Origin of the sequence: Belnapia rosea (assembly GCF_900101615.1) — a bacterium.
GTDB classification, from domain to species: Bacteria; Pseudomonadota; Alphaproteobacteria; order Acetobacterales; family Acetobacteraceae; genus Belnapia; species Belnapia rosea.
The window spans coordinates 63,247-87,347 of record NZ_FMZX01000018.1 but is presented as its reverse complement, the minus strand read 5'-3'; the positions used below and the strand labels follow the sequence as shown (position 1 = coordinate 87,347).

Annotated in this window: 17 protein-coding genes; 5 read left to right on the top strand and 12 right to left on the bottom strand. The window is 71.3% G+C overall.

Annotated elements, in window-relative coordinates; all coding sequences use genetic code 11:
* Positions 1-18 precede the first annotated feature (18 nt).
* Together BLR02_RS22000 and BLR02_RS21995 are read left to right on the top strand one after the other, a co-directional pair.
* A complete protein-coding gene (locus tag BLR02_RS22000) occupies positions 19-2,526 on the top strand; it encodes an ABC transporter permease (RefSeq protein ID WP_245704897.1) in 2,508 nt (835 codons plus the stop codon).
* 201 nt (positions 2,527-2,727) lie between these two features.
* Complete coding sequence (locus tag BLR02_RS21995) at positions 2,728-3,522, top strand: Bax inhibitor-1/YccA family protein (RefSeq protein ID WP_090565883.1); 795 nt, start codon at positions 2,728-2,730, stop codon at positions 3,520-3,522.
* 68 nt (positions 3,523-3,590) lie between these two features.
* On the opposite strand, the gene BLR02_RS21990 is transcribed toward BLR02_RS21995, so the two are convergent.
* The 7 genes from BLR02_RS21990 to tsaE form a co-directional block, all read right to left on the bottom strand.
* Positions 3,591-4,685 (bottom strand): PQQ-dependent sugar dehydrogenase, encoded by a 1,095-nt coding sequence (locus tag BLR02_RS21990; protein ID WP_090664651.1) that lies wholly within the window; start codon positions 4,683-4,685, stop codon positions 3,591-3,593.
* Between the two features lie 83 nt (positions 4,686-4,768).
* Positions 4,769-5,098 (bottom strand): thioredoxin TrxA, encoded by a 330-nt coding sequence (trxA, locus tag BLR02_RS21985; protein WP_090565879.1) that lies wholly within the window; start codon positions 5,096-5,098, stop codon positions 4,769-4,771.
* 99 nt (positions 5,099-5,197) lie between these two features.
* Positions 5,198-8,719 carry a double-strand break repair helicase AddA gene (addA, locus tag BLR02_RS21980; protein ID WP_245704896.1) on the bottom strand — a complete coding sequence of 1,174 codons (3,522 nt, stop codon included), beginning with the start codon at positions 8,717-8,719 and terminating at the stop codon, positions 5,198-5,200.
* Positions 8,716-11,802 (bottom strand): double-strand break repair protein AddB, encoded by a 3,087-nt coding sequence (gene addB / locus BLR02_RS21975; protein ID WP_090664649.1) that lies wholly within the window; start codon positions 11,800-11,802, stop codon positions 8,716-8,718. Before addB ends, addA begins: the two co-directional genes overlap by 4 nt.
* Positions 11,803-11,829: 27 nt before the next feature.
* Positions 11,830-12,558: a nucleotidyltransferase family protein gene (locus BLR02_RS21970; protein ID WP_245704895.1), complete on the bottom strand. Its 729-nt coding sequence runs from the start codon at positions 12,556-12,558 to the stop codon at positions 11,830-11,832.
* Positions 12,555-13,535, bottom strand: a complete 981-nt coding sequence (locus tag BLR02_RS21965; protein WP_090565870.1) for an aminoglycoside phosphotransferase family protein — start codon at positions 13,533-13,535, stop codon at positions 12,555-12,557. Before BLR02_RS21965 ends, BLR02_RS21970 begins: the two co-directional genes overlap by 4 nt.
* Positions 13,532-13,981, bottom strand: coding sequence for a tRNA (adenosine(37)-N6)-threonylcarbamoyltransferase complex ATPase subunit type 1 TsaE (tsaE, locus tag BLR02_RS21960; RefSeq protein ID WP_090565868.1), 450 nt, complete (start codon positions 13,979-13,981; stop codon positions 13,532-13,534). The genes BLR02_RS21965 and tsaE overlap by 4 nt, the downstream gene beginning before the upstream one ends.
* A 59-nt stretch (positions 13,982-14,040) precedes the next feature.
* On the opposite strand from tsaE, the gene BLR02_RS21955 reads away from it, so the two are divergent.
* A complete protein-coding gene (locus BLR02_RS21955; protein ID WP_090664647.1) occupies positions 14,041-15,054 on the top strand; it encodes an NAD(P)/FAD-dependent oxidoreductase in 1,014 nt (337 codons plus the stop codon).
* Positions 15,055-15,097: 43 nt separating this feature from the next.
* On the opposite strand, the gene BLR02_RS21950 is transcribed toward BLR02_RS21955, so the two are convergent.
* Positions 15,098-15,595 carry a cupin domain-containing protein gene (locus BLR02_RS21950; protein ID WP_090565864.1) on the bottom strand — a complete coding sequence of 166 codons (498 nt, stop codon included), beginning with the start codon at positions 15,593-15,595 and terminating at the stop codon, positions 15,098-15,100.
* 27 nt (positions 15,596-15,622) lie between these two features.
* On the bottom strand, positions 15,623-16,609 hold the full coding sequence (cysK, locus tag BLR02_RS21945) for a cysteine synthase A (RefSeq protein WP_090664646.1): 987 nt from the start codon (positions 16,607-16,609) through the stop codon (positions 15,623-15,625).
* 90 nt (positions 16,610-16,699) lie between these two features.
* Between cysK and BLR02_RS21940 the strand changes: the two genes are divergently transcribed.
* Both BLR02_RS21940 and BLR02_RS21935 read left to right on the top strand, forming a co-directional pair.
* On the top strand, positions 16,700-17,668 hold the full coding sequence (locus BLR02_RS21940) for a tripartite tricarboxylate transporter substrate binding protein (protein ID WP_176849734.1): 969 nt from the start codon (positions 16,700-16,702) through the stop codon (positions 17,666-17,668).
* A complete protein-coding gene (locus tag BLR02_RS21935) occupies positions 17,665-18,408 on the top strand; it encodes an enoyl-CoA hydratase/isomerase family protein (protein WP_090664644.1) in 744 nt (247 codons plus the stop codon). The genes BLR02_RS21940 and BLR02_RS21935 overlap by 4 nt, the downstream gene beginning before the upstream one ends.
* Before the next feature lie 63 nt (positions 18,409-18,471).
* Here the strand turns inward: BLR02_RS21935 and hydA are convergent, their stop codons facing one another.
* The 3 genes from hydA to BLR02_RS21920 all read right to left on the bottom strand — a co-directional run bounded on the left by hydA (position 18,472) and on the right by BLR02_RS21920 (position 24,009).
* Positions 18,472-19,926 (bottom strand): dihydropyrimidinase, encoded by a 1,455-nt coding sequence (hydA, locus tag BLR02_RS21930; RefSeq protein ID WP_090664643.1) that lies wholly within the window; start codon positions 19,924-19,926, stop codon positions 18,472-18,474.
* A 125-nt stretch (positions 19,927-20,051) separates the two neighbouring features.
* On the bottom strand, positions 20,052-22,964 hold the full coding sequence (locus BLR02_RS21925) for a PAS-domain containing protein (protein WP_176849733.1): 2,913 nt from the start codon (positions 22,962-22,964) through the stop codon (positions 20,052-20,054).
* A gap of 1 nt (position 22,965) precedes the next feature.
* Positions 22,966-24,009, bottom strand: coding sequence for a TRAP transporter substrate-binding protein (locus BLR02_RS21920; protein ID WP_245704894.1), 1,044 nt, complete (start codon positions 24,007-24,009; stop codon positions 22,966-22,968).
* Positions 24,010-24,101: the final 92 nt, after the last annotated feature.

The window sequence follows — 24,101 nt, the reverse complement described above, 5'->3', positions numbered from 1 at the left end:
CCATTGCGGAGACAGTATTTGAGCATCCTGGGCCAAGTGAGGCTTGGCCTCGTCCTGGCGCGGCGCGAGTTGCGTGGCGGGCTGCGGTCCTTGCGGATCGTGCTGGCCTGCCTGGCGCTCGGCGTCGCCGCCATTGCCGCGGTGGGCACCCTGCGCGCTGGTATCCAGGCCGGGCTGCGTGCCGATGGGGCCCGCATCCTGGGCGGCGATGTCGAGATCCGTGGCGGCTCCCGCCTCCTGCCGCCCGAACTCACCGCCTGGGCGGAGGCGCGAGGGGCGGCGGCCTCCACCATCACCACCATGCGGGCCATGGCCGTCTCCCCCAAGGGCGAGCGGATGCTGGTCGAGCTGAAGGCGGTGGATGGTGCCTACCCCTTGATCGGCCGGCTGGAGCTCGATCCCCCCGTTCCGCTTGCGCCGGGCACCCTGGCGCTCGATCCGCTGGTGGCCGAACGCCTCGGCCTCGCCCTTGGCGACGAGGTTCGGATCGGCGAGGCGCAGCTCCGCTTCGCGGCCGTGGTGCGGATGGAGCCGGACAAGGTGGCGACGCCCGCCCTCTTCGGCCCCCGCGCCCTGATCGCCGCCGCCACCCTGCCGCAGACGGCGCTGATCCAGCCCGGCAGCCTGATGCAGAATGACCTCCGCCTTCGCCTTCCGCCCGGTGCCGACCCCAATACCGTGGCCGAGGCGCTGCAACGCGACTTCGCCCGCGAGGGCTGGCGCGTCCGCACCGCCGATGCGGCCGAGCCTGGCGTGAACCGCTTCCTCGACCGCGCCGCCTCCTTCCTGACGCTGGCCGGGCTGACCGCCCTGCTGGTCGGCGGCATCGGCGTCGCCACCGGGGTGCGTGCCTGGCTGGAGGCACGGGCGCGCTCCATCGCCACGCTCCGCTGCCTCGGCGCGCCAGCCTCGATCATCTTCCTCACCTATCTGATCCAGGTGCTGGTCCTGGCCGCCATCGGCATCGCCATCGGGTTGGTCATTGGCTACGGCCTTACCTGGGCGGCGGCGCAGGCGCTCTCCGGCGCCCTGCCGGTACCGCCACGCCTGGCGCCCTATCCACGGCCGCTGATCGCCGCGGCGCTCTATGGGTTGTTGACGGCGCTGGCCTTTGCCCTCTGGCCGCTTGGCCGCGCGGCACGGATCTCGGGCGCGGCGCTGTTCCGCGATGCGGTGCAGCCGGCTGCGGGCCGCCCGGCCTGGCCGGTGCTGGCGCTCAACGCCCTGGCGGCGCTGGCGCTGATCGGCCTCGTTATCCGCGGCTCGGGCGACAAGCTCTTCGCCGCCGGCTTCTGCGGTGGGGCGATCGCCGCCCTGCTGCTGTTCCGCCTCGGCGCCGCCGGGCTGATGACGCTCGCCCGCCGCCTTGGCCATCTGCGGCGGCCGGCCTTGCGCCTCGGCCTCGCCAACCTCCACCGGCCGGGGGCGCCGACCGTCCTGCTGGTGGTCTCCCTTGGCATCGGGCTGACGACGCTGGCCGCCATAGCCCAGATCGAGGGCAACCTCCGCCGCGAACTGGCCGGGGAGATGCCGGCCAGGGCGCCGAATTTCTTCTTCATCGACATCCAGTCCGACCAGGCGCAGCGTTTCGACGCGCTGGCCCGCAGCATCCCGGGCATCGAGGAGGTGAAGCGGGTGCCAAGCCTCCGCGCCCGTGTTGTCGCCGTGAAGGGCATTCCCGCCGAGCAATTCCAGACCACGCCGGAGACCGCCTGGGCGCTGCGCGGCGATCGCGGCCTTACCTATGCGCCGGCCCCGCCCGACGGGACCCGCCTGGTCGCCGGCCAGTGGTGGGCGGCCGACTACCGCGGCCCGCCACTGCTCTCCTTCGAGTCCGGCATCGCCAAGGGCTGGGGGGTGGGCATCGGCGACGTCATCACCCTCAACATCCTTGGCCGCAACATCGACCTCACCATCGCCAATCTGCGGGAAGTGGATTGGCGGGGGCTGGGGATGAACTTCGCCATGGTCGCCTCGCCCGGCCTGCTGGAGGCGGCGCCGCACACGCATATCGCCACCCTCCGCGGCGATGCGGCGCAGGATGCGACGGTGCTTCGCGTCCTGACGGATGCCTTCCCCAACATCACCGGCATCCGGGTGCGCGATGCGCTGGAGGCGGTGGCGACGCTGCTCGGCCGGATCGGCACGGCTCTGTCGGCCGTCGGTGGCGTGACGCTACTGGCCGGCGGGCTGGTGCTGGCCGGTGCGGTCGCTGCCGGGCAGCGCCAGCGGGTGCGCGATGCGGTGGTGCTGAAGACCATCGGCGCGACCCGTGCCCAGATTCGGGCCGCCTGGTTGGTGGAATATGCCCTGGTTGGCCTCGTCGCCGGCGGCTTGGCGGCGCTGGCCGGCAGTGCCGCCTCCTGGGCCGTGGTCACGCTGGTGATGCAGGCCCGCTGGGTGCCGTTGCCGGGGACGCTCGCCCTGACGGTGATCGGCTGCACCCTGCTGACGCTGCTATGCGGCCAGATCGGCACCTCGCTGGCCCTGCGCGCCCGGCCCGCTCCGCTGTTGCGGAACGAATAAGGCAAGGAGCCACACTTCTTCACGTGAAACTAACGCCTGTTATGCCCATATTATAGGTGCTGGCGGCGACCGCGCCCGCCGGCCGGACAGGTTGTGAGGCGTCGGTGGCCCTGCTGCTCCCGAATCCCGTTGAAACGGGTTACAGGCTGTCCATATAACCGAGCCGCGGGGATAACCCCCTTTGGGAGGTTCAAGACACCTATGGCCCTTCAACCCGACTATCGTACCACGACGGGTGCGCCAGGCTGGGGTCGCGCGGCGACCGCCGACGCGGTCGCCATCGATGCCGGGCTCCGGGCGTATATGCTCCGGGTCTACAACTGGATGGCTTCGGGGCTGGCATTGACCGGCATCGTCGCCCTTCTGGTCGTGACGGTGCCCGCCCTGCATGACCTGTTCTACGCCACGGCGCAGATGCCGAGCGGCCGGATCGTGAGGCAGCCGACCATCCTGTTCTGGATCGCCGCGCTCTCACCGCTCGCCTTCACCCTGGTGCTGAGCTTCGGCTACAACCGGTTGAGCAAGAGCACGGCGCAGGCGCTGTTCTGGGCCTTCTGCGTCTGCATGGGCGCGAGCCTGAGCAACCTGGCGTATCGCTACACCGGTGCCTCCATCGCCAGCACATTCTTCGTCACCGCCGCCATGTATGCCGGCGTCAGCCTCTACGGCTACACGACGAAGGCGGATCTGACGCGGATGGGCAGCTTCATGATGATGGGCCTGATCGGCATCATCCTGGCCGGCCTGGTGAACATGTTCCTGGCCAGCTCGGCGCTGCAGTTCGCCATCAGCCTGATCGGCGTCGTGGTGTTCCTCGGCCTGACGGCCTTCGACACCCAGCGCATCAAGGCCGATTACGTTGAATACGCCTATGCCGAGGGTACGGAGGAGGCCGGCAAGCGCAGCGTGATGGACGCGCTCGGTCTCTACCTGAACTTCATCAACCTGTTCCAGATGCTGCTGTCGCTCGTCGGCGTCCGGCAGAACAACGAGTAAGCCTGCGCCTCAAGGCGGAGGACCGGGCCCCGGGGAGCAATCCCCGGGGCCTTTTTCATGGCGACCGATCAGGGCCTGACTTGCAGTACCCGCCCCGAGCTCTCATCCGTCAGGAGGTAGAGGAAGCCGTCCGGGCCCTGAAGCACCTGCCGGAATCGGGTCCGTCCCCATAGCATCCGCTCCTCCCCTGTCACGCGGTCGCCCTCGGTCGCCAGCCGCACGAGGCCGGGCGGGTTGAGCGCCGCGAGGAAGAGGCTGCCTCGCCAGGAGGGGAAAGCGTCGCCGGTGTAGAAGGCCATGCCGGACGGGCTGACGGAGGGCACCCAGTAATGGATCGGCTCCTCCATATCCGGGCGGGAGGTGCCTTCGCCGATCCGGCTGCCATCATAATCAACGCCCTTGGTCACGACCGGCCAGCCGTAATTCCCTCCTGGCCGGAGGATGTTCACCTCATCGCCGCCACGGGCACCGAATTCGGCCTCCCACAGGCTGCCGGTCCAGGGGTTGAAGGCGAGGCCCTGCGGGTTGCGATGGCCATAGGAGAAGATCTCCGCCCGTATCCCGGCCCGCCCGGCGAGGGGATTGTCGGCGAGGGCCGCGCCGTTCCGCGCCAGCCGAAGCACCTTACCGCCGAGGTCATCCAGCCTCTGCGCCCGTCCCTTGTTCGCGTAACGGTCGCCGGTCGAGAGGTACATCGCCCCGTCCGGCCCGAAGGCGATGCGGCAGCCATAGTGGTTGCGGCCGCCCTCCTGCGGCGGCGTGGCGTCGAGGATGGGTGTTGTCCCCTCCAACGCCATGGCGTCGGCCGAGAGCCGGGCCCGCACCAGCCGGGTCAGGGCGCCGCCCTGCACCAGCGCCGCCTGGCAGAGATAGAGTTCGCGGGTCGTGGCGAAATCGGGGGCGAGGGCCACATCCAGCAGCCCGCCCTGGCCGCGCGCCTCGACGGCGGGCACACCGGCAAGGGGAGGCGACACCGCTCCATCCCGGCCGATGACCCGCAGCCGCCCCGGTCGTTCGGTGACCAGCAAACGCCCATCGGGCAGGAAGGCGCCACCCCAGGGCCGCTCGAGCCCGGTGGCGAAGTCAGTGACCCGGAAGCCGGTCTGGGCCTGGGCGGCGATCGGCAGGGTCAGGGCCGCGAGGGCCAGCAGGGTGCGTCTCATCCTGCGGAGGTAGGGGCCCCGGCCGTGCCGGGAACCCCCAAGCAGTCATCACGCCTCCGGCCGCTCCGGCCTTCGGCGACAGCTCAGGCGATGTTGCCGGCGATCCAGTCCTTCAGCGCCGTCTTCGGCAGGGCGCCGACCTTGGTGTCGAGCAGCTTGCCATCCTTGAAGAGCAGCATGGTCGGGATGCCTCGCACCGCATACTCGTTCGGCGTCATCGGGTTCTCGTCGATGTTGACCTTGGCGATGGTCAGCTTGCCTTCGTATTCGCGGGCGATGTCGTCGAGGATGGGGCCGACCATCCGGCAGGGGCCGCACCACTCCGCCCAGAAATCGACCAGCACGGGGCCGGGGGCGTCGAGCACATCCTGCTTGAAGCTGTCGTCGGTCACGGCCTTGGTGAGTTCGCTCATCGGTCTGCGCCTCGCTCCGGGGGCCAGGAAGGCCCCACCATGGCAGGAGAATTCGGCGGCCGGGGGGCTGCGGTCAAGGCCGGTGGCGGCGCGGGTCCGCTATGAGCCAATCGCGGGAAGGTGCTGGTCCAGCAATTCCCCGGGCAACGGCATCAGCCGCGCCCCATAGGTCCAGACCAGGGCGCACTCCACAGCGCGGCCGGGGAAGGCCTGCCGGAGCACGGCGCGATAGGCCGCCATCTGCCGCAGATAGAGTGGCGCGACCTCCTCCGGCCTGGCCGGCGGCGGGCGGTTGGTCTTGTAGTCGAGCACCAGCACCCGATCGGACGAGACCACGAGCCGGTCCACCTGGCCGGTCACCAGCTGCTTCCCGAGTTGCCCTGCAATCGGCGCCTCGGCGAGGCTGTCCGGGCCGAAGGCTGCGGCGATAGCGGGGGCCGCGATCAGGGCCAGCACCTCCTCCAGCATCTCCGCCTGCTCGGCCGGTTCCAGCCCATGGCCCGGGCGGGCGAGGAAACGCGCCGCCGCCTCCCGCTGCTCCGCCCTGGGCCGTTCCGGCAGGTGCTGCAGCAGGGCATGCATCACCCGGCCGCGGCGGAAGCGCCGCCCGCCGGGGTCGGCCTCGCCATGCGGGGCGGCAGCCGGCGCTTCCTGCTCGCCAGGCAGGGCGGAGGGGCTGAGCGCCGCCTCCACCGCCTCGGCCGGTGCCGGGCGGGTCGCCCAATCCGGCAGCGGCCCGGCCTCGGCCTCGGCCGCGGCCCCGCTATCCGGCATCGGTGCTTCCTCCTGCGGGCAACCGAGCCGCCAGGCGATGCCATCGCCGAAATCGCAGGCCGCCGGAGCGCCGAAGCCGCCATGGTCGAAGCGATGCTCCGCCGCCCCCGCCATCCGGCGGAAGCCGGCGGCGACATGCAGGTACCACTCGCCCGGCTCCTTGCCCCAGCCGCAAACAACCAGCCGGTCCTCGGCCCGGGTCAGCGCGACATAGAGCAGCCGATTCTCCTCCTCCTGCCGCCGTACCTCGTCGGCGGCCTTGGCGCGGAGGAAGGCGGGAGCATGGAAGCTCTTGTTCGGCGCCCAGAGCGGCAGGGTCACGCCATCCCCCTCCAGCCAGCGGATGGACTCCGAACCGGTGCCGCTGCCGACATCCGGCAGGATGACGATCGGTGCCTGCAGCCCCTTGGCATTGTGGACGGTCATGATGCGCACCGCATCGCCGGCCGCCTCGGCCTCGCGCTTCACCTCGGCCCCGCCCTGGCGCAACCAGTGGAGGAAGCCCTGCAGGCTCGGCGGGTGGCGCCGCTCATGGGTCAGCGCGGCGTTGAGCAATTCGTCCAGCACATCCGCCGCTTCAGGGCCCAGCCGGGCCAGCAGCCGCGCCCGGCCGCGCGTGCCGTCCATCGATGGCTCGCCGAGCACCTCGGCCAGCAGCGCATGCGGGGTGACGAGATCGGCCCGTCCCGAAAGCCGTGCCAGCCAGCCCGCCGCCCGCGCCGCTACGCCATCCGCCGCCTCGCCCTGCCGCGCCATCAGCGCGCCCCAGAGCGAGCCGGTGCGCCCATGTGCCAGCTCCAGCAGATCCTCCTCGGACAGGCCGATCAGCGGGCTTTTCAGCAGCGCCGCCAGCTGAAGGTCATCCTCCGGCAGCAACAGCACGTCGCAGAGGGCCAGCAGGTCCATCACCGCGATATGCTCGACAAGCTTGATGCGGGTGACACCCGCGACCGGAACCTGCCGTGCCTTCAAGGCGCGGACCAGCAGCGGGACGAGGGCGACATTGGCCTGCTTCCGCAGCAGCACCAGCACGTCGCCCGCCCGCACGCCACGGCCGCGCGCCTCCAGCCGCTCATGGCGGATCATGTGGTCGATGCGCGCCGCCAGCGTCTCGGCCATCAGCGCATCGGCACTCGCCACCCGCTCGGGCTCGAGCGGCACCAGCCAAGGCTCGGGCGCCGGCGTCTCCGCAGGGCGGAGCAACGGCCACAACTCGACGCTTCCCGCATGGCCGAGCCGGTCCGGCAGGTGCAGCAGCGACGGGCCATCATCGGCGACGACACCCTGCCGCGCCGGCCCATCCTTGAAGACCGCATCGACGAGAGCCAGCACCGGCGCCGTCGAGCGGAAGGAGACGTCGAGCTGCACCTGACGGAACTCGCCGCCGCCATCGGCGACCTGCCGGCCGTAATGCAGCTGCCATGTGGCGAAGCCCGCCGCATCGGCGCCCTGGAAGCCATAGATGGCCTGCTTGATGTCGCCCACGGCGAAGACCGTGCGGCGCGGCGCCGGCGCCTCCACCGCCGCGGCGGAGAGCGAACGGGCCCGCCCGCGCTCGACGCCGGCGCCCGCGAAGAACTCCGCCGTCAGCGCGGCGGCGATGCCCCATTGCGCCGGGTTGCTGTCCTGCGCCTCGTCCAGCAGCACATGGTCGAGCCCGCCATCCAGCTTGTAGAGCACCCAGGCGCTGCCGGGGTCCTCCAGGATGCGCCGCACATGCTCGATCAGGTCGCCATAGCCGAGCAGCCCGGCCTGGCGCTGCCGTGCCCGGCTGCGGTCGAGCACCGGTGCGGCCAGCGCCAGCAACGCGCCCGTCGCCGCGGCCAGGCGGCAGGCGGCACGCTGCTCGGCAACCTTCAACAGCCGCTCGCCCTCGGCCTGCAACGCGGCGAGCACCTCCGCCTGCCGGGCCCCGACGCTCTTGGTGGCAAGGCCGGTGCCGGCGCGCACCGTCCCCTTGTCGGTGATGAAGAACTTATGCCAATCGTCGAAGCGCGCCGTGCGCGCCTCGGCATCGGCCCCGATCCAGGCCGCGAGCAGCTCCGCGCGCTTGCGGTCGTTCTCGTTCTTGCTGGCGCCGAGCAGGCTGGCCGCCATGCGCAGCGGTGCCTCCTCCACGGCGCAGGCGGCGGCGATCACCTCTGCCTCGTCGAGGCTGTCCGGCGCGCCCAGCGCCGTGGCGAGGCGCAGGCGGAGCCCCGCGATGCCGTTGCAGCCATCCAGGCAGCGCACCAGCCGCTCCCGCGCCGTATCCTGCAGCAGCGCCCGCGTCACATCGGCGAAGGTATCGGCCGAGGCAATGCCCGCCAGCAGCGAGAGCTCCTGCGCCACCGCCCCGGCATTCGCCAGCACCGCCTCACGCGCCTCGGCCAGCATGGCGGCGGCGTCCTGCTCCTCCAGCACGGCGAATTGCGGCGGCAGGTCGGCCTCGAGCGGGAAGCTGCGCAGCAGGCTCTGGCAGAAGCTGTGGATGGTCGAGATGCGCATGCCGCCCGGCATCTCCAGCACCTCGATCAGCAGTCGCCGCGCCCGATCGATCAGTCGCGCATCCGGCTCGAGCCCGGTGAGGCGGCGGATCTGCTCGGCAAGCTTGGGCTCCTCCGCGGTCGTCCAGGTGCCGAGGCGCTTGCGGAGGCGGTCCTGCATCTCCGCCGCCGCCGCGCGGGTAAAGGTGAGGCAGAGAATGCGGCCCGGCACCTGATCGGGGTCAAGCAGCAGCCGCAGCACGCGGTCGATCAGCACCTTGGTCTTGCCCGAGCCGGCCGAGGCGCCCACCCAGGCGGAGACGGCGGGATCGGAAGCCAGCTGCTGCTGCTGCTCGGCGCGAAGGCGGGCGTTCTCGCTCACTGGTCGGTCCTCGCATCCTCGGCGCCTGCCCATTCGGCGAGGCGGGAGAGATGGTCGTAATCGTCGCCCGCCGGTGCCCGCTTCGGATGCGGCCGGGCGGTGAAGGGGCGATCGCCCAGCAGGAAATCGCCGATCAGCTCGATCAGCGCCGTCTGCGCCGCATCGGCCAGCTGGCGCACCAGCAGCTTGTCCTCGGCAGCGGGTTTTTCCTCGCCCGGCTTCGGCCCGCCGGAAAGGCGCCAGTACAGCAGCGCCTCGGCATCCTCGGCCGGCACGCGCCCGAAGCCGCCAGCCGCGGCGATGGCGGCTTCCAGGGTGAGCTGCGGCTTCCGCCCGTCCCGCACCGCCTCGCCGCTCGGCGGCTCGCCGGTCTTGTAGTCGAGAATGCGGAGGCCGGTCGGGAGGATGTCGATCCGGTCGGCCGTGGCGGTGAGCTTCACCTCCCGGCCGCCGAGGCGGAGCGGCAGCTCGCCCCGCACTTCCACCTCGCTGCGGATCGGGCCGGCGCCCAGGCGCAGGGCAGCCTCCTGCTGCACGGCGAAGGCACCGATGCGGGCGAGGCGCGGCGCCCAGAAGGCGGCGAGGCCGGGGCGAGGCGAGGCCTTGGCGAGCGCCGCCCGGGCCGCATCCTCCCACCAATGCCGTGCCACATCCCCGCCCGGCCATGGCTGGCCGGAGAGGCGGCGGACGAAGCCTGCCATCGCGGCATGCACCAGGTTGCCGTAATCGAGCACCCCCGCATCCGCCTCCAGCGGGTCGAGCGGGAAGAGGCGCAACACGTGCCGGGCGTAGAAGGCGTAAGGATCGGCGATCAGCGTCTCCACCTGGGTGACGGACAGCCGCGTCGGCCGCTGCTCCGGCCGCGGGCGCGGGGCAGGGCGGGCACAGGGCATGGCGCGCTCGGCACGGTCGAGGCGGGCGGCCCAGGCAATGGCCGGGCTCGGCTCCAGCCGCAGCCCGTCCTGACCGGCGAGGAAGGTTTCCAGCCGTGTCAGCCAGCGCGCCGGCAGGGTCGGCGCTCCACCTCGGCGTTGCGCGCGCGACAGCACGGCTTCCGGCGCCGAGCAGGCCGTCAGCAGGAAATCGGCGCAGACGCGGCCGATCCGCGCCTCCGGCTCCGGCAGGCCGAACTCGCGCCGCATCGGCCGGCTCATCCAGGGGCCAGGATCGGTCGCCAGCGGCCAGACCGTCTCGTCGAGCGCGCCGAGCACGACGCGGTCGAAGGTCAGCAACCGTGCTTCCAGCAGGCCGAGGATCTCGACGCGCGGATGCGGCCCGCCCTCCCGCCCACGGCTGCCGCGGAGGCTCGGGGCCGCGGCGCCATCCATGGCGGCATCGAAGAGGGAGGGCCAGGCCTCGGCGGAGAGCGGCGGTAGCAAAGCCATGGCCGGCGCGAGCGCGGCAAGATGGGAGGCCAGCGCCTCGCCCTCCTCCCCGGCATAGAGGCGGAGGCCGCCGGGCAGGGTCGGCGTCGCCGCCAGCGCCTCGGCGGCGGCGAGATGATCGGCGAGCAGCGTGGCAGGCGGGCGGGGAGTCGAGCCGAGGCCGGTGAAGGGACCGAGCGCTGCCTCCAGCGCATCGAGCAGGGCGGCGACCTCGGCCAGGGCCGCGGCGTCGGATTCGCGGGCCAGGCCGGAACGGGCGGCGTCGCGCAGCCCGGCCATGCCGAGCGCCGGGCGTGGGCCGCGCAGTGCGGCGCGTTCCAGGCGACGGACGGCGGCGAGCCAGCGGGCGCGCTCCCAGCCGCCTGCGCAGAGCGGGTGCTTGAGGACCGACAGCAGCGGCACAGGCGCCAGCTCGGCGGCAGCCATGCGGGCGAGCAGGCGGAGGAAGCTGCCGGTCGGCGTCTCGCCCAGCGGCTCACCAGCCGAGTCGTCGGCCGTGACGCCATGCCGGGCCAGTTCGGCGGAAACACGCCTGGCGAGGTCACGGTCGGGGGTGACGAGGGCAACGCGGGCAGCAGGGTCCTCCAGCGCCTCACGCAGCGTGAGGGCGATGGCGGCGGCCTCGGCCTGGGCGTCGGGCGCGGCCAGCAGGGTGAGACCCTCAAGCGCCGGGCGCCAATCCTCCGGCCGGCGGGACTGCCAGGCGGGCAAGCCGGCGGCGGGGCGCAGTGCCATGCCGAGCAGGTCTGGCCGCCGCTGGGGGGCGGCACGCCCGGCATTCTCCTCCGGCGGGCAGCCGTGCCAGCGGGCGACCTGGTCGGCGCCGGTTTTCAGCGCGGCGAGCAGTCGCCGCTGGCCGCAATAGGGGTGGGTCGGCGAATCGGGGATGGCATCCCAGACGCGCGGCTCGGTCGAAGCCGAGTCAAACCCATGCAGCACGACCGCGCCCTGCGGCAGGTCATGGGCGATGACGCGCAGCAGCGCCTCGGCCGCCGGAATGGTGCCGCCGACGCCGATACCGGCGGCGACCACCAGATCCCGCGGCGGGTCCTGCTGCCAGGCGATGGTCTGGGCGCGCAGCGCCTGGGCGCGGCGCATGCCGATATCGAGCAGCCCCTCTCCCTCCAGCCAATGCTGCCACTGCGCCATGACGCCGCGCAGGAAGGCGAGGGTGATCTGCCAATGCGCCGCATGCGTCTCCGGCACCAGCGACTCGAGTCGTTCCAGCCAGTGCTCGGCGAGCGCCATGGGCGGGGTCTCGGCGAGCAGGTCGAGGTCGCGCTCCTCGAGGGCGATCTCGTCCAGCAACGTGCCCAACGCGCCGGCGAGCGCCCAGGCCTGGTCCGGCGTTGCCGGGCCGCCGCGCTCACGGGGCAGGCGCTGGATGAAGCCGGTCAGCACCGCCTGGCGGCGCAGCGGGTCAACGGCGGGTGGCAGGTCGAGCAGCGTCGGCAGCGCCAGCTCGTCCGCATCCTCGGTCGAGAGGCCGGCCAGCGCCCGCATCCGCGGCAGCAGCAATGCCCGTCCCTCGGCAGCGCGAAGGAAGGCGGTGCGCAGCGCCCGGGCCGAGCGGCGGGTCGGCAGCAGGATGGTGACGCGGGACAGCCGCTCCGGCGCATCGCCCGGGATGGCCTTCAGCACCCCGGCCGCGAGGCAGTCGAGGAAGGGCAGATGCGTCGGGATGTGGAAGAGGGTCACTGGCCCAAGACTAGCAGGATCGCGACCTCAAAACAGCGCCTTGACCAGGCCCGCATGCATCGAGGCCTCGGCGCGGTCGAGATCGGCCGGGGTCGACAGGTGGAACCAGATACCATCATGCACAAGGGCATAAAGTCGGCCCTTGGCGATGGCGCGGTCGTAGAGGCGGTTGAGGCTGAAGGGGCCGGCCGGCGCACCTTCGAACAGCCCAGGAGCGAGGATCTGGACGCCGGAGAAGATGTAGGGCGCCAGCTCCAGCTCCTTCGGACGGCGAACGCGGCCGAGCGGGTCGAGATGGAAGTCGCCGCGGCCGACCTCGCCATCCACCTGCGCGGTGCGAACGACCAGCAGCAACCCGTCCATCAGCGCCGGGTCGAAGCTCGCGGCCATGCGGGCGAGGGCCGGCGTCGGGCCGTCGAGCACGACGCTGTCGCCATTCAGCACGACGAAGGGGCCAGGGCCGAGCAGCGGCAGGGCGCGGGTGACGCCGCCACCGGTCTCCAGCAACTCCTCCTCCCGCTGCAGGGTGATGCGCGGGGCGGCGCGGTGGGCGACGGCGGCGGCAACCTTCTCGGCATGCCAATGCGCGTTCACCACGGCTTCAGGCACCTCGGCCGCCTCCAGACGGTCCAGCGCACGGTCGAGCAGGCTGCGGCCGTCGAGCGTCAGCAGCGGCTTGGCGGTGGTCTCGGTCAGTGGCCGCATGCGGAGGCCAAGGCCGGCGGCAAGGACCATCCCGTGGGTGAGGTGAATCAAGCGGCCTCCGGTGGGTTTCTCCGCATCTCATGCGGGACATGGCGGTCGAGAAAACGGCGCAGCGGTGCGCATGCGGGCTGGGAGAGGGAGCGGTCGAGCAGCGCCCAGCAGCGCGGGCCGTGGACGAGATAGCCGGGCTTGTTGTCGCGGCGTGCCAGCCGCACCCAAAGGGCGGCGACGCGGAGGTGCCGCTGCGCCCCGCAGGCTGCCATGGCGCCGAGGAAGCTCGCGCGGTCCAGGCCGGGACGGGCAGCGAGATAGGTGGCCAGGGTCGCGCGGCGAATCTCGGGGGCCACGTCGCGCCGGGCATCCTCGACCAGGGAGACCAGGTCATAGGCCGGGTGGCCGATGGCGGCGTCCTGGAAGTCGAGGATGCCGGTACGGCGAAACCCCTTCCGGTCCTCCAGCCGCATCAGGTTGGCGGGGAAGTAGTCGCGATGGACGAAGCCCCGCGCCCCGGCATGGGGGGCCAGCATTTCGGCCAGCGCCTCGCCCAGTTCCGCCTGGATCTCCGGCGCGGGCGGCGCCCCGAAGGCGGCGGGCCACCACCAATCGAGGAAGGTCGCCGCCGTCGCCCGCGTCATTGCCCCGGCATCCCAGGCCGGAAGGCCGGGCGGTGGTGGGGTGGCGTGCAGGGCCGCGAGGGCTTCGGCCGCCTCGGTATAGAGCGGCAACGGGTCGGCCCCGGCATCGAGCAGCGCGGCATGGGTCGCATCGCCGAAATCCTCGACGAGGAGGAAGCCGGCGGCCTCATCGGCGGCGATCACCTCAGGCACCGAGAAGCCGGCGGCGAGCAGGTGGCGGGCGAGGGCGTGGAAGGGCCGGACATCCTGCGGCGGCGGGGCATCCATGAGCAGCGCCGGGCGCGGGCCGCCGGTGAGGCGCGCATAGCGGCGGAGATCGGCATCGCCGGCCAGGGGGTGGCGCGCGGCCGAGCCATAGCCATGGGCGGCGAGGAAGGGTTCAGGGAATCTCATCCAGGGAGCCCATGCAGCCGGCCGGGCCAGCCGTCCAGTGTGGCGATGCGGGAATTCTCCATCTCTCCCTGGGCGAGGCGGATACGCAACGCCTCGGGCGGCGCGAGCGGGCCAAGGCGGTCCGGCCATTCGACAAGGACGAGGCCGCGCCGCGCCTCCTCCCAGCCCAATTCCCGGAGGTCGCCAGGGCCATCGAGGCGGTAGAGGTCGAAATGATGCGCCTCGATCCCGCCAGGCAGGTCGTAGCTCTGCACCAGGGTGAAGCTCGGGGAGGGGACTTCGAGACCCGGGTCGCCGGTCAGCGCCCGCAGGAAGGCGCGGGCGAAGGCGCTCTTGCCGGCCCCCAGCGGGCCCTCGAGCAGGATGGCATCGCCGGCCCGGGCGCGGGGGGCGAGCAGGGCGGCGAGGCGGGCGGTGGCCTCGGCATCAGGCAGGATGAGGGGCATCGGGGGTTGGTATAGCCTCTCTTTCGCCGTAAGACCCCCGCCTCTTCGAGGGGTTGGCCATGGCGGCGATCGAGACGGATGTGGCGATCATCGGCGCGGGCCCGGTGGGGCTCTTCGCCGTGTTCCAGTGCGGCATGCTGCGGATGCGGAGCGTCGTCATCGACGCGCTGGATTCCATCGGCGGCCAATGCGTGGCGCTCTACCCGGAGAAGCCGATCTACGACATCCCGGCGCATCCGGCGATCGAGGGCGCGGCGCTGATCCATCAGCTCGAGGCCCAGGCAGCGCCCTTCAAGCCGGTCTACCTGCTCGGGCGGCGGGTCGAACGGCTGGCGGCCGAGGGCGATTTTTATCACCTGGGCACCAGCGCGGGCGAGGAGGTGCGTGCCAAGGCGGTGGTGATCGCAGCCGGCGCCGGCGCCTTCGGGCCGAACCGGCCGCCGCTGGCCGGGCTGGCCGGCTACGAGGCCTCCGGGGCGGTGCGCTATGCGGTGGCGCGGCGCGAGGAGTTCCGCGGCAAGCGGGTGGTGATCGCGGGTGGCGGCGATTCGGCGGTGGACTGGGCGCTGTCGCTGAAGGACATCGCGGCGAAGGTCACGGTGGTGCATCGGCGGCCGAAATTCCGCGCCGCGCCCGAGAGCGCGGCCCGGCTCGACGAGGCCGCGGCGCGGGGCGAGGTGGAGATGGCGATCCCCTACCAGCTGCACGGGCTGGAGGGAGATGGCGCGCAGCTCTCGGGCGTGGTGCTGGCGACGCTGAAGGGCGAGGAGAAGACCGTGCCGGCGGACCATCTGCTGGCCTTTTTCGGCCTGTCCATGGAACTCGGCCCGATCGCCGAATGGGGGCTCGGCCTCTCCCATAGCCACATCACGGTGGAGCCGGCGACCTGCATGACCAGCCTGCCCGGCGTGCATGCGATCGGTGACATCGCCACCTATCCGGGGAAGCTGAAGCTCATCCTGCAGGGCTTCTCGGAGGCGGCGATGGCGGCGCATGCCATCCATCCCCGGGTCTTCCCGGGCGAGGCGCTGCATTTCGAATACAGCACCACGAAAGGTGTGCAGGCCGCCTGATCCAGCAGGCGGGGCCGAGGAATCCGGCCCCGCCACCGGGGCGCTACATGCCGCCGTTCTTGTGGATCGGGTCGATCCAGAGCACCTCTTCCGGCTTCTCGATCGGCTCGATGTCGAGATTGACGACCACCGCCTCATTGTCCGACCGGACGAGGACGCAGCGCAGGGTCTCGTCCGTGCTGGCGTTGATCTCCTGGTGCGGCACATAGGGCGGCACGAAGATGAAGTCGCCCGGCCCGGCCTCGGCGACGAATTCCAGCCGCTCGCCCCAGCGCATGCGGGCGCGGCCGCTGACGATGTAGATCACGCTCTCCAGCGCGCCGTGGTGATGGGCGCCGGTCTTGGCGTTCGGGTGGATATGGACCGTGCCGGCCCAGATCTTCTGCGCCCCGACGCGGGCGGCGTTGATGGCGGCCGCGCGGTTCATGCCCGGGGTCTGGGCCGTATTCGCATCGAGCTGGTCGCCGGGAATGACGCGGACGCCGGTATGCTTCCATCCATCCGGCGGCAGGTCGTGGCTGTGGTGGCCGTCATGCGGCATGGCGCTGGCTCCTCAATTCAGGCCGGATCATAGACCGGCGAAAAGCTCGGTGGACAGGTAGCGTTCCGCGAAGGAGGGGGCGATGCCGACCACCAACCCGCCCCGCAGGCCCGGCTCGCGCGCCACCTGCAGCGCCGCATGCAGCATGGCACCGGAGGAGATGCCGACCGGCAGCCCTTCGAGCTGGGCGCAGCGGCGCGCGGCGGCCAGGGCCTCCCGCTCCGCGACCCGGATCACGCCGTCCAGCCGGTCGAGATCGAGAACGCCGGGCTTGAACCCCGCGCCGATGCCCTGGATGCCGTGCGGGCCTGGCTCATCGCCGGAAAGGACGGCGCTTTCCGCCGGCTCCACGCCGATGACACGAAGGCCGGGCTTGCGGGGCTTCAAGGCGCGGGCGATGCCGGTCAGAGTCCCGCCGGTGCCGAGGCCGCCGATGACGACATCGACCGCGCCATCCGTATCGGCCCAGATCTCCTCGGCCGTGGTGGCCGCGTGGATATCGGGATTGGCGGGGTTGTCGAACTGCTTCGGCATCCAGGCGCCAGGGGTGGCGGCCAGGATGGCCTCGGCGCGGGCGATGGCGCCAGCCATGCCGCGGCGAGCGGGGGTGAGCTCCACCTCGGCGCCCATGAGGCGGATCATCTTGCGCCGCTCGATGCTGGCGCCGTCCGGCATCACCACGATCAGGCGGTAGCCCTTGGCGGCAGCGACGAAGGCGAGGGCAATGCCGGTATTGCCCGAGGTGGGCTCCACCAGGGTGGAGCGGCCCGGAGCGATCAGCCCCTCACGTTCCGCCGCCTCCACCATGGCGAGGCCGATGCGGTCCTTCACCGAGCCGAGCGGGTTGAAGAACTCCAGCTTGAGCGCGAGGCCGGCGGCGAGGGTCTCGGCGGCTTTCAGCCGGGGCAGCCGCACGAGGGGCGTGCCGCCGACGATCTCCAGGACGCTGTCGTAGATCCTGCCACGCGGGGCGAGGGACGAGGTCTCATTCACCATGATGGATGCGGGTACCATGATTCCCGCGACAGGATGAGGGGGTAAAGGGCTGCTACCGCTGGCTGCCGTGCCATGCCAAGCTCGCCGCGGAGGAAACGGAGCCGGACAATGGCCCAAGGAGATTCCGCATCGCGCATCGCGCGTCGCCTGTTGCTTGCCGCGCCGGCCCTGGCATCCCCAGCGCTGGCGCAGACGGCGCGCCCCATTACCCTGATCGTCCCCTACCCGCCCGGGGGCAGTTCCGACAATGTCGCACGGCCGATCCAGCAGCCGCTGGCGGAGGCGCTGGGCCAGCCGGTGCTGATCGAGAACCGCGGCGGAGCCGGAGGCTCGATCGGTGCCGCCATGGTGGCCCAGGCGCGGCCCGATGGGCTGACCCTGCTGGTCTGGCCGACGGCGGTGCTGACGATCAGCCCGCATATGATGCGGCTTCCCTATGACCCGCTGCGGGATTTCACGCCGGTGGCGATGCTGGCTTCCTCGGACGGAGTGCTGGCCATGCATCCTTCCGTGCCCTTGCGGGATATCCGCGGGCTGGTCGCCTATGCCAAGGCGAATCCCGGAAAGCTGCGCTTCAGCTCGGCCGGCAACGGCACCATCACCCAGATGACGGGCGAGATCTTCGCTCATGCCGCCGGCATCCGGCTGGAACATGTGCCCTATCGCGGCTCCGCCCCGGCGCTGACGGCGCTGCTGGCCGGCGATGTGGAGTTGCAATTCGATCCCGTGGCCATGCCCGCGGTGAAGGACGGAAGGCTGATCGGCCTCGCCACCACGGGCGAGACGCGCAGCCCCGAATTGCCGGAACTGCCGACGCTGCGGGAACTGGGGCTCTACGGCGAGGGTGGCTCGGCCTTCTTCGGCCTGGCCGGGCCGGCGGGGCTGCCGCCCGAGGTGGTGACGCGGCTGGTCGGGGCGCTGGAGCGGGTGCTCGCGCTGCCGGAGGTTGCACGGGCTATGGCACCGGTCGGCCTCAGGCCGCAGCTCGAGGCGGGGGAGGCTTTCGCCAACCGCATTGCGCGGGACAGGGCGATCTTCGGCGAAGCAGTCCGGCGAACGGGAGCGAAGGTGGAATGAGCCAGGAGCATACGAGGGTCTGGGACGACGGGCCGGTGCGCATCGTCGCCCTGAACCGGCCGGACAAGGGCAATGCCATCACCCGGCTGATGGCGGAGGAGATCCAGGCGGCGATGCAGGATTTCGCCGCCTCCGAGCAGCGTGTCGCGGTGCTGACGGGGATGGGGGAGAAGGCCTTCTCCTTCGGCGCCGATGTGGGAGAGCCGCCAGAATTGTGGCGGGCCGTGCCGAATGTCGGCTGGCAGACGGACAAGCCGTTGATCTGCGCGGTGGAGGGCTGGTGCATCGGCGGTGCGCTGGTGCTGGCGATGATGGCGGACCTGGCCGTCTGCGGGTCCTCGGCCAAATTCTACTATCCCGAGGCGAAGCTCGGGCTGACCGGTGGGATGATCGCGGCGCTGCCCTCCCGCATCCCGCATAAATTCGCGATGGAGCTGACCTTGCTCTGCCGCACCTTCGACGCGGCCAAGTCGGAGCGCGTCGGCCTCGTCAACGAGGTGGTGCCGGATGGTGGCGCGCTCGCCAGGGCTATCGAGTGGGGAAAGGAGATGGCTGGCTTCGCGCCGATGGTCACCGGCGCGATCAAGCGGATGGTGCTGGACGATATCCTGCCGCGCGGCCCCTCCGAGCAATGGGCGCTGCAGGGCCAGCGGCTGAACGGCATCCGGAATTCGGAGGACTTCCAGGAAGGCGTGGCGGCTTTCCGCGAGAGACGCCCCCCGCAGTTCAAGGGGCGCTGACTCAAGGGTTCCAAGGGCCTTTCGGCCCTTAGCGGGAGGAGCTTGGGGAGGGCAGGGCCCTCCTCAAACCGGCACGCCATCCACTGGATTGAAAGGTCCCGGGAAGACGCCGCGCGGCTTGATGAGATCGTAGGGCCCGCGCGGCAGGAACTGCCCGAAGCCCGGCGCCCCGACGACGCGGCCATTCTCGACGACAGGCGTACCGCGCACCAGCGTTGTCTCGGGCCAGCCGGTGACCTCGAAGCCCTCATAGGGCGTGTGGTCGTTGGCGTCCTGGATGAGCGACCGGGTAATGGTGACGCGGCGCTCCGGGTCCCAGATGGCGAGGTCGGCATCCGCGCCGACCGCGATCGTCCCTTTCTTCGGATGCAGGCCGAAGAGCTTCGCCGCATTGGTCGCGGTGATGGCGACGAAGGTAGGCAGGTCGATGCGGCCCTTCGCCACGCCTTCGCTGAACAGGATCGGCATGCGGGCGGCGAGGCCCGGCACGCCGTTGGGCAGCTTGGTGAAGGGCGCGTCCTCGCCGAAGGCGGTCTTGCCATTCGGCCCGCCGAAGCGCGTCGGCGCATGGTCGGAGGTGACGTTGCCGATCACGCCGCGGCGGATCATCTCCCACAGCGCCGCCTGGTCGGCCTTGGCCCGTGGCGCCGGGCTGCAGAGGAATTTGGCGCCCTCGAGGCCAGGGCGGTCGAGATCCTCGGCGGTGGTGACGAGGTACTGGGTGCAGGTCTCGCCCCAGACCTTGAGACCGCGCCGCTGGGCCCGCTCGATCTCCTCGGCGCTCTCCTCGCCGCTGACATGGAAGACCTGGATGGGCACGTCGAGCGCCTCGGCCATCCGGCAGACGCGGTGGACGCATTCAGCCTCCACCACCATGGGCTTGGCCCAGGCATGGTGGACGGGGCGGGTATATCCGGCGGCGACCAGCGCCTCGGTGTAGAATTCGATGAGCTCGTGATGCTCGGCATGGATGCAGACCAGGGCGCCGAGGCGCCGCGCGGCCGCCATCACCCGCAGCGCCTCGCCATCGGTGATGCGGGCACCGGAATAGGTGAGGAAGATCTTGAAGCTGCGATAGCCCTGCTCGACCAGAGCAGGCAGTTCCTCCGTCAGGATCTCCGGCCGCGGATCGGTCAGGATCATGTGGAAGCCGTAATCGATGCGGCTCTGCTCGGCGCGGGCGCGATGCTCGGCAACGCCGGCTGCCATCGAGCCGCCGCGTGCCTGGCGGGCGAAGCCGATCACCGTCGTGGTGCCGCCCACGGTGGCGGAAGCGGTGCCGCTGGCGAAGCTGTCGGCATTGGCGGTCGGGCCGGGCCGCGGCTCCTCGATATGCGTGTGGCTGTCGATGCCGCCGGGGAGGACCAGCTTGCCTGTGGCATCGATCTCGCGCGCGCCTGGGCCGATATTGCGGCCGAGCGCCAACACCTGCCCGCCGGCGATGCCGATATCGGCGGCGAAGACGTCGCTGGCGGTGGCGACGGTGCCATGGCGGATGACGAGATCGAAATCAGGCATCAGGCAGCTCCCCGGAGTGGCGGCGGAGCGTGGCGTCCCGCCTCGGCCGTGGCAAGCGGCCGGGCGAGAGGATACGGGATGGATGCTGGTCTCGCCCTGGCGGCGTGCGCGGGCTGAGCCCTGCTTCAGGCGGCAGCGGGCCGTGGGCCGAGCGCGACCTGCAGCGCCACCAGCGTTTCATCCGCCACCACGAGCACCGCGTCGCGCAGCGCCATGGCGTCCTCGGCGGGCAGGCGGCGGGCCTCACCCTGGAAGTGGCGCGCAGCGGCGGCCAGCCGGCTCGCGCCAAGTGTCGCGGCCGAGCCGGTCAGCCGATGCGCCGCGGCGATGGCTTCGGCGATCATCTCCGGCCCAGCGGCCCGCAGCAGCCGGGTCTGCTCGGCGATCTCCTGCAGGAATACCGGGGCGAGCCGGCTCGCCGCTGCCTCATCCAGCCCGGGGATCAAGAGCTTGCCGTCGCTGCCGCGGCGCGAGAGCAGCGGCAGCTCGGCATCGGCCGGCGGGAGCGGTGGCAGGACGGCAGGGCAGAGCGCCGCTTCACCCGCCGTCAATTGACGGAGCGAGGCCATCAGCGCATCGCGCTCGATAGGCTTGGCCAGGTGGGCATTCATCCCGGCGGCGCGGCAGGCCGCAATATCCTCGGCGAAGGCGCTGGCGGTCACGGCGAGGATGGGGATGCGGCCCGCCTCGCCTGGCAGTTGCCGGATGCGGCGGGTGGCCTCCAGCCCGTCCATGCCGGGCATCATCACATCCATCAGCACCAGATCGAAATTGCGGGCCGGCGCTGATTTGGTGAGCGTCTCCAACGCCAGTGAGCCGTCGGAGACGCATTCGACCCGGTGCCCGCCCGATTCAAGCAAGGCGCGGGCCACGGCCAGGTTGGCTGGCACGTCATCTGCCACCAGAACCCGCAGCGCCCGCTGCTCGCCGGCCGGCTCGTCGTCTTGCATGGGCTGCGGCTGGGCGATGGCCACCGGCAGCAGCGGCAGCTCGACCCAGAAGATGGCGCCATGGCCAGTGGGCGAGCTGCGGTTCTCGGTGCAGCCGATGCTGCCATCCATCTGTTGCGCGATGCCGGCGGCGATGGCGAGGCCGAGGCCGGTGCCACCCGCCCCATCGTCGCGGTCGAGTTGGACGAAATCGCCGAAGATCGCCTTGCGCTTCGCTTCCGGCACGCCGGGCCCGGTATCCCGCACCTCGATTCGCACCGTCTGCCGCCCGTCCACGCCCGGGCCGCCGACCGCGGTGGCGACGAGCTCGACGAGCCCGCTGGCCGGGGTGAACTTCACTGCATTGGACAACAGGTTCAGCAGCAGCTGGCGCAGCCGCGTCTGGTCGGCCTGGACCATCTCGGGCAAGTCGACGGCCGGCATCACGCGAAGCTCGATCTGCTTCTCCTCGGCGGCGGGGCGCACCAGCGTGGCGGCGCTCTCGAGCAGGCTGCTGAGGCGGGCCGGCGCCAGCCGCAATTCAAGCCGCCCCGCTTCGACCTTGGCGAGGTCCAGCACGTCATTGGCAACCGTCACCAGATGCCGGCCGGCCTCCTCCAAGGTGCGGGCCCGGGCGCGCTGCTCGCCCGACAGGGCCGGATCCCGCGCCAGGGCCTGGGCGAGGCCCAGCACGCCGTTCAGCGGGGTCCGCAACTCATGGCTCATCTGGGCAAGGAAGCGCGACTTGGCCGCGGTCGCCGCCGCCGCCTGATCGCGAGCCTGGGCGAGATCGGTCATTGCCCGTTTCAGCGTGGTGATGTCCGTGCGGATGCCGACGGTGCCACCATCCGGCGTGCGCCGCTCGCTCACCATCAGCCAACGGCCATCCGGCAGCAGGCGCTCCATGCTCGGATGGTCGCCGCGATGCCAGGCGGTGACCTCGGCGACGAAGCGCTCGATATCCTCGCCCACCTGCGGGTACTGCCCGCGCCGGGCACCCTCGCGGATGATGTCCTGGAAGCGTGCCCCCGGGGTGATGAAGGGCGCGCTCACCGCGTAGAGCTCGCGGTAGCGCTGGTTGCAGATCACCAGCCGGTCCTCGGCATCGAACATGACGAAGCCATCGGGCATGGTCTCGATCGCGCCTTCCAGCACCGCTCGGGCGCGGGCACGCTCCGATTCGATGCGCTCGCGCTGGCGAAGGGCGTGGTAGAGCGCGGCGGCCAGCGCCACCAGCAGCAGGCCGAGGCTGCCCGCGACGCCGATCAGCCGGCGGCGGTCCTGCTCCCAGGCGGCAAAGGCGTCGTCTTCCTCGTAGCTGCCGACCACGAACATGTCGCGGTAGAGGATGGGCTTGGCGGCGGCCAGCACAGGCCGGTCCTGGAAGCGGCCGGGGATCGCTATGGCGTTGCCATCCACCGGCAGGCTGTTGGCCGGCCGCGCCAGGGACCGTCCCATGCGCGTTTCATCGTGTGGCAGCACGGTGAGCACCCGGCCATCCGCCCGTTCGACCGAGATGCGCATCCCGGGCAGCTCACCAATCGGGGCGAGCAGCGTGGTGACGAGGGAGACCGGCACCTCGGCCACGCCGATCAGCGGGCCGACCCCCGGCAACTCCATGGACCGGAGGAACATCAGCGACCATTCGCCGGTGAGCGGGTTGCGGGCCGGGCCGCTGATCACCGCGGCGCCGAGCCCGACCGTGCCGGCCAGCGCCGCGGCCTCGAGCGGTGGCGGGCGGTTGCGGGAGGCAGCCAGGGCGGCGGCCCAGGCGCGCCCATCGGGTTGCACCAGCACCAGGTCGCGGAAGCTGAAATTCTGGAAATTCAGCTCCCGCAGCATGCGGTTGGCGGCTGCCTGCTCGATCCGGCCATTGCTGGCGACCTGGTTCAGCAGGGCCGGCAACCCGGCCAGCATGCCGTCCACCGCGAGGAAATGGCGGTTGATCGTGCTTTCCGCCATACGGGTGACGCGTTGCACGGTTTCCCGCGCGGAGAGCTCCGCAGTGCGATGCAGGCGGTCGATCAGCAGGTTGGTGCCGAGACCAAGCGCCAGCAGCAGCAGGGCGGCGACCAGGAGGACGACGAGGCGGATGCGGCGCTGCTGCATGCTATTCGGGCTTTGCCAGGATGCCGCGGTTCGGGGCGATGTAGGTATTCCAGGTTTCAATGCAGTCGGCACCGCAGCGGCGCACCCAGCTCGGCAGCACAACATCCCTCAAAAGCTGGGCACGGCGCTGGCGGTCGCGGGGCTCATCGTCGAGCACCACCATATGGCCACGCGTGCCATGGGCGCATTCCGGCCGGCCGGCATTGCAGATGAAGCCTTCCTCGGTCTCGTGCTCGGCGGAGCGCCAGATCTGCTCCTGCAAGTCGGTCAGGCCGGACTGGAGCTGGGTGCGGATCCCGGCGGGCAGCGCGGCCCAGGCATTGGCATTGGCGGCGAAGACCGAGACACCCCAACTGATTGCCTGCCGCGAGACATGGGTGGAAACCGTATGCAGCCCGAGTGCATTGCCCGAAAGGCTGCCGGTTACGGCGCATTCCACCACGCCGCCGCGCAGGTTCGCCAGGATGTCGGCGAAGGGGATCACCACAGGGGCCGCCCCCAGCGCCTCGAACAGCTCGCTCTGGCTGACCGAGGAGACGCGGATGCGTCGTCCGCCAAGATCGCCCAGCCCGGCGAAAGGCTGCCGGCAGAACACCACCTGCGCCGGATAGGCATAGATCGAGAGGAGTGCCAGGTTGAACCGGTCCTGCAGCAGCGCCTCCAGCCGCGGGCGGAGCAAGGTGACGGTGCTGCGCAGGGTGGCGATGTCGGGATTCATCACCGCCAGATCCATAACATTGATCTCCGGCTCCTCGCTCGCCGAAATGGAGAGCAGAATCGTGCCGAAGGGCACCACGCCGAGCCGCATGAGTTGTAGCATCTCCGTCCCGCGGATGCCGCTGCGGTCGAAGGGCGCGACCTCCGCCCGGACCCGGCCCTGCGTCAGCTGAGGCACCTGCTCCGTCCAGAAGGGCATCTCATGGCGGGTATATTGGGCGACGCCGGCGAGCCCGCCCACGATCTTCAGCGTGATAGGCGGCGCCTCCTCCGCCGCGGCCGGGCCGATGCCGGCCAGGACCAGACCGAGGCAGGCAGCCAGCGCCATGCGCGCTGCCTGCCGCCATGAATCCCCCCAGGGCAAGGAACCAGGCGGGACGGGCCGGCGCAGGATCATGACAACCTCGTCTCTCCGGATCC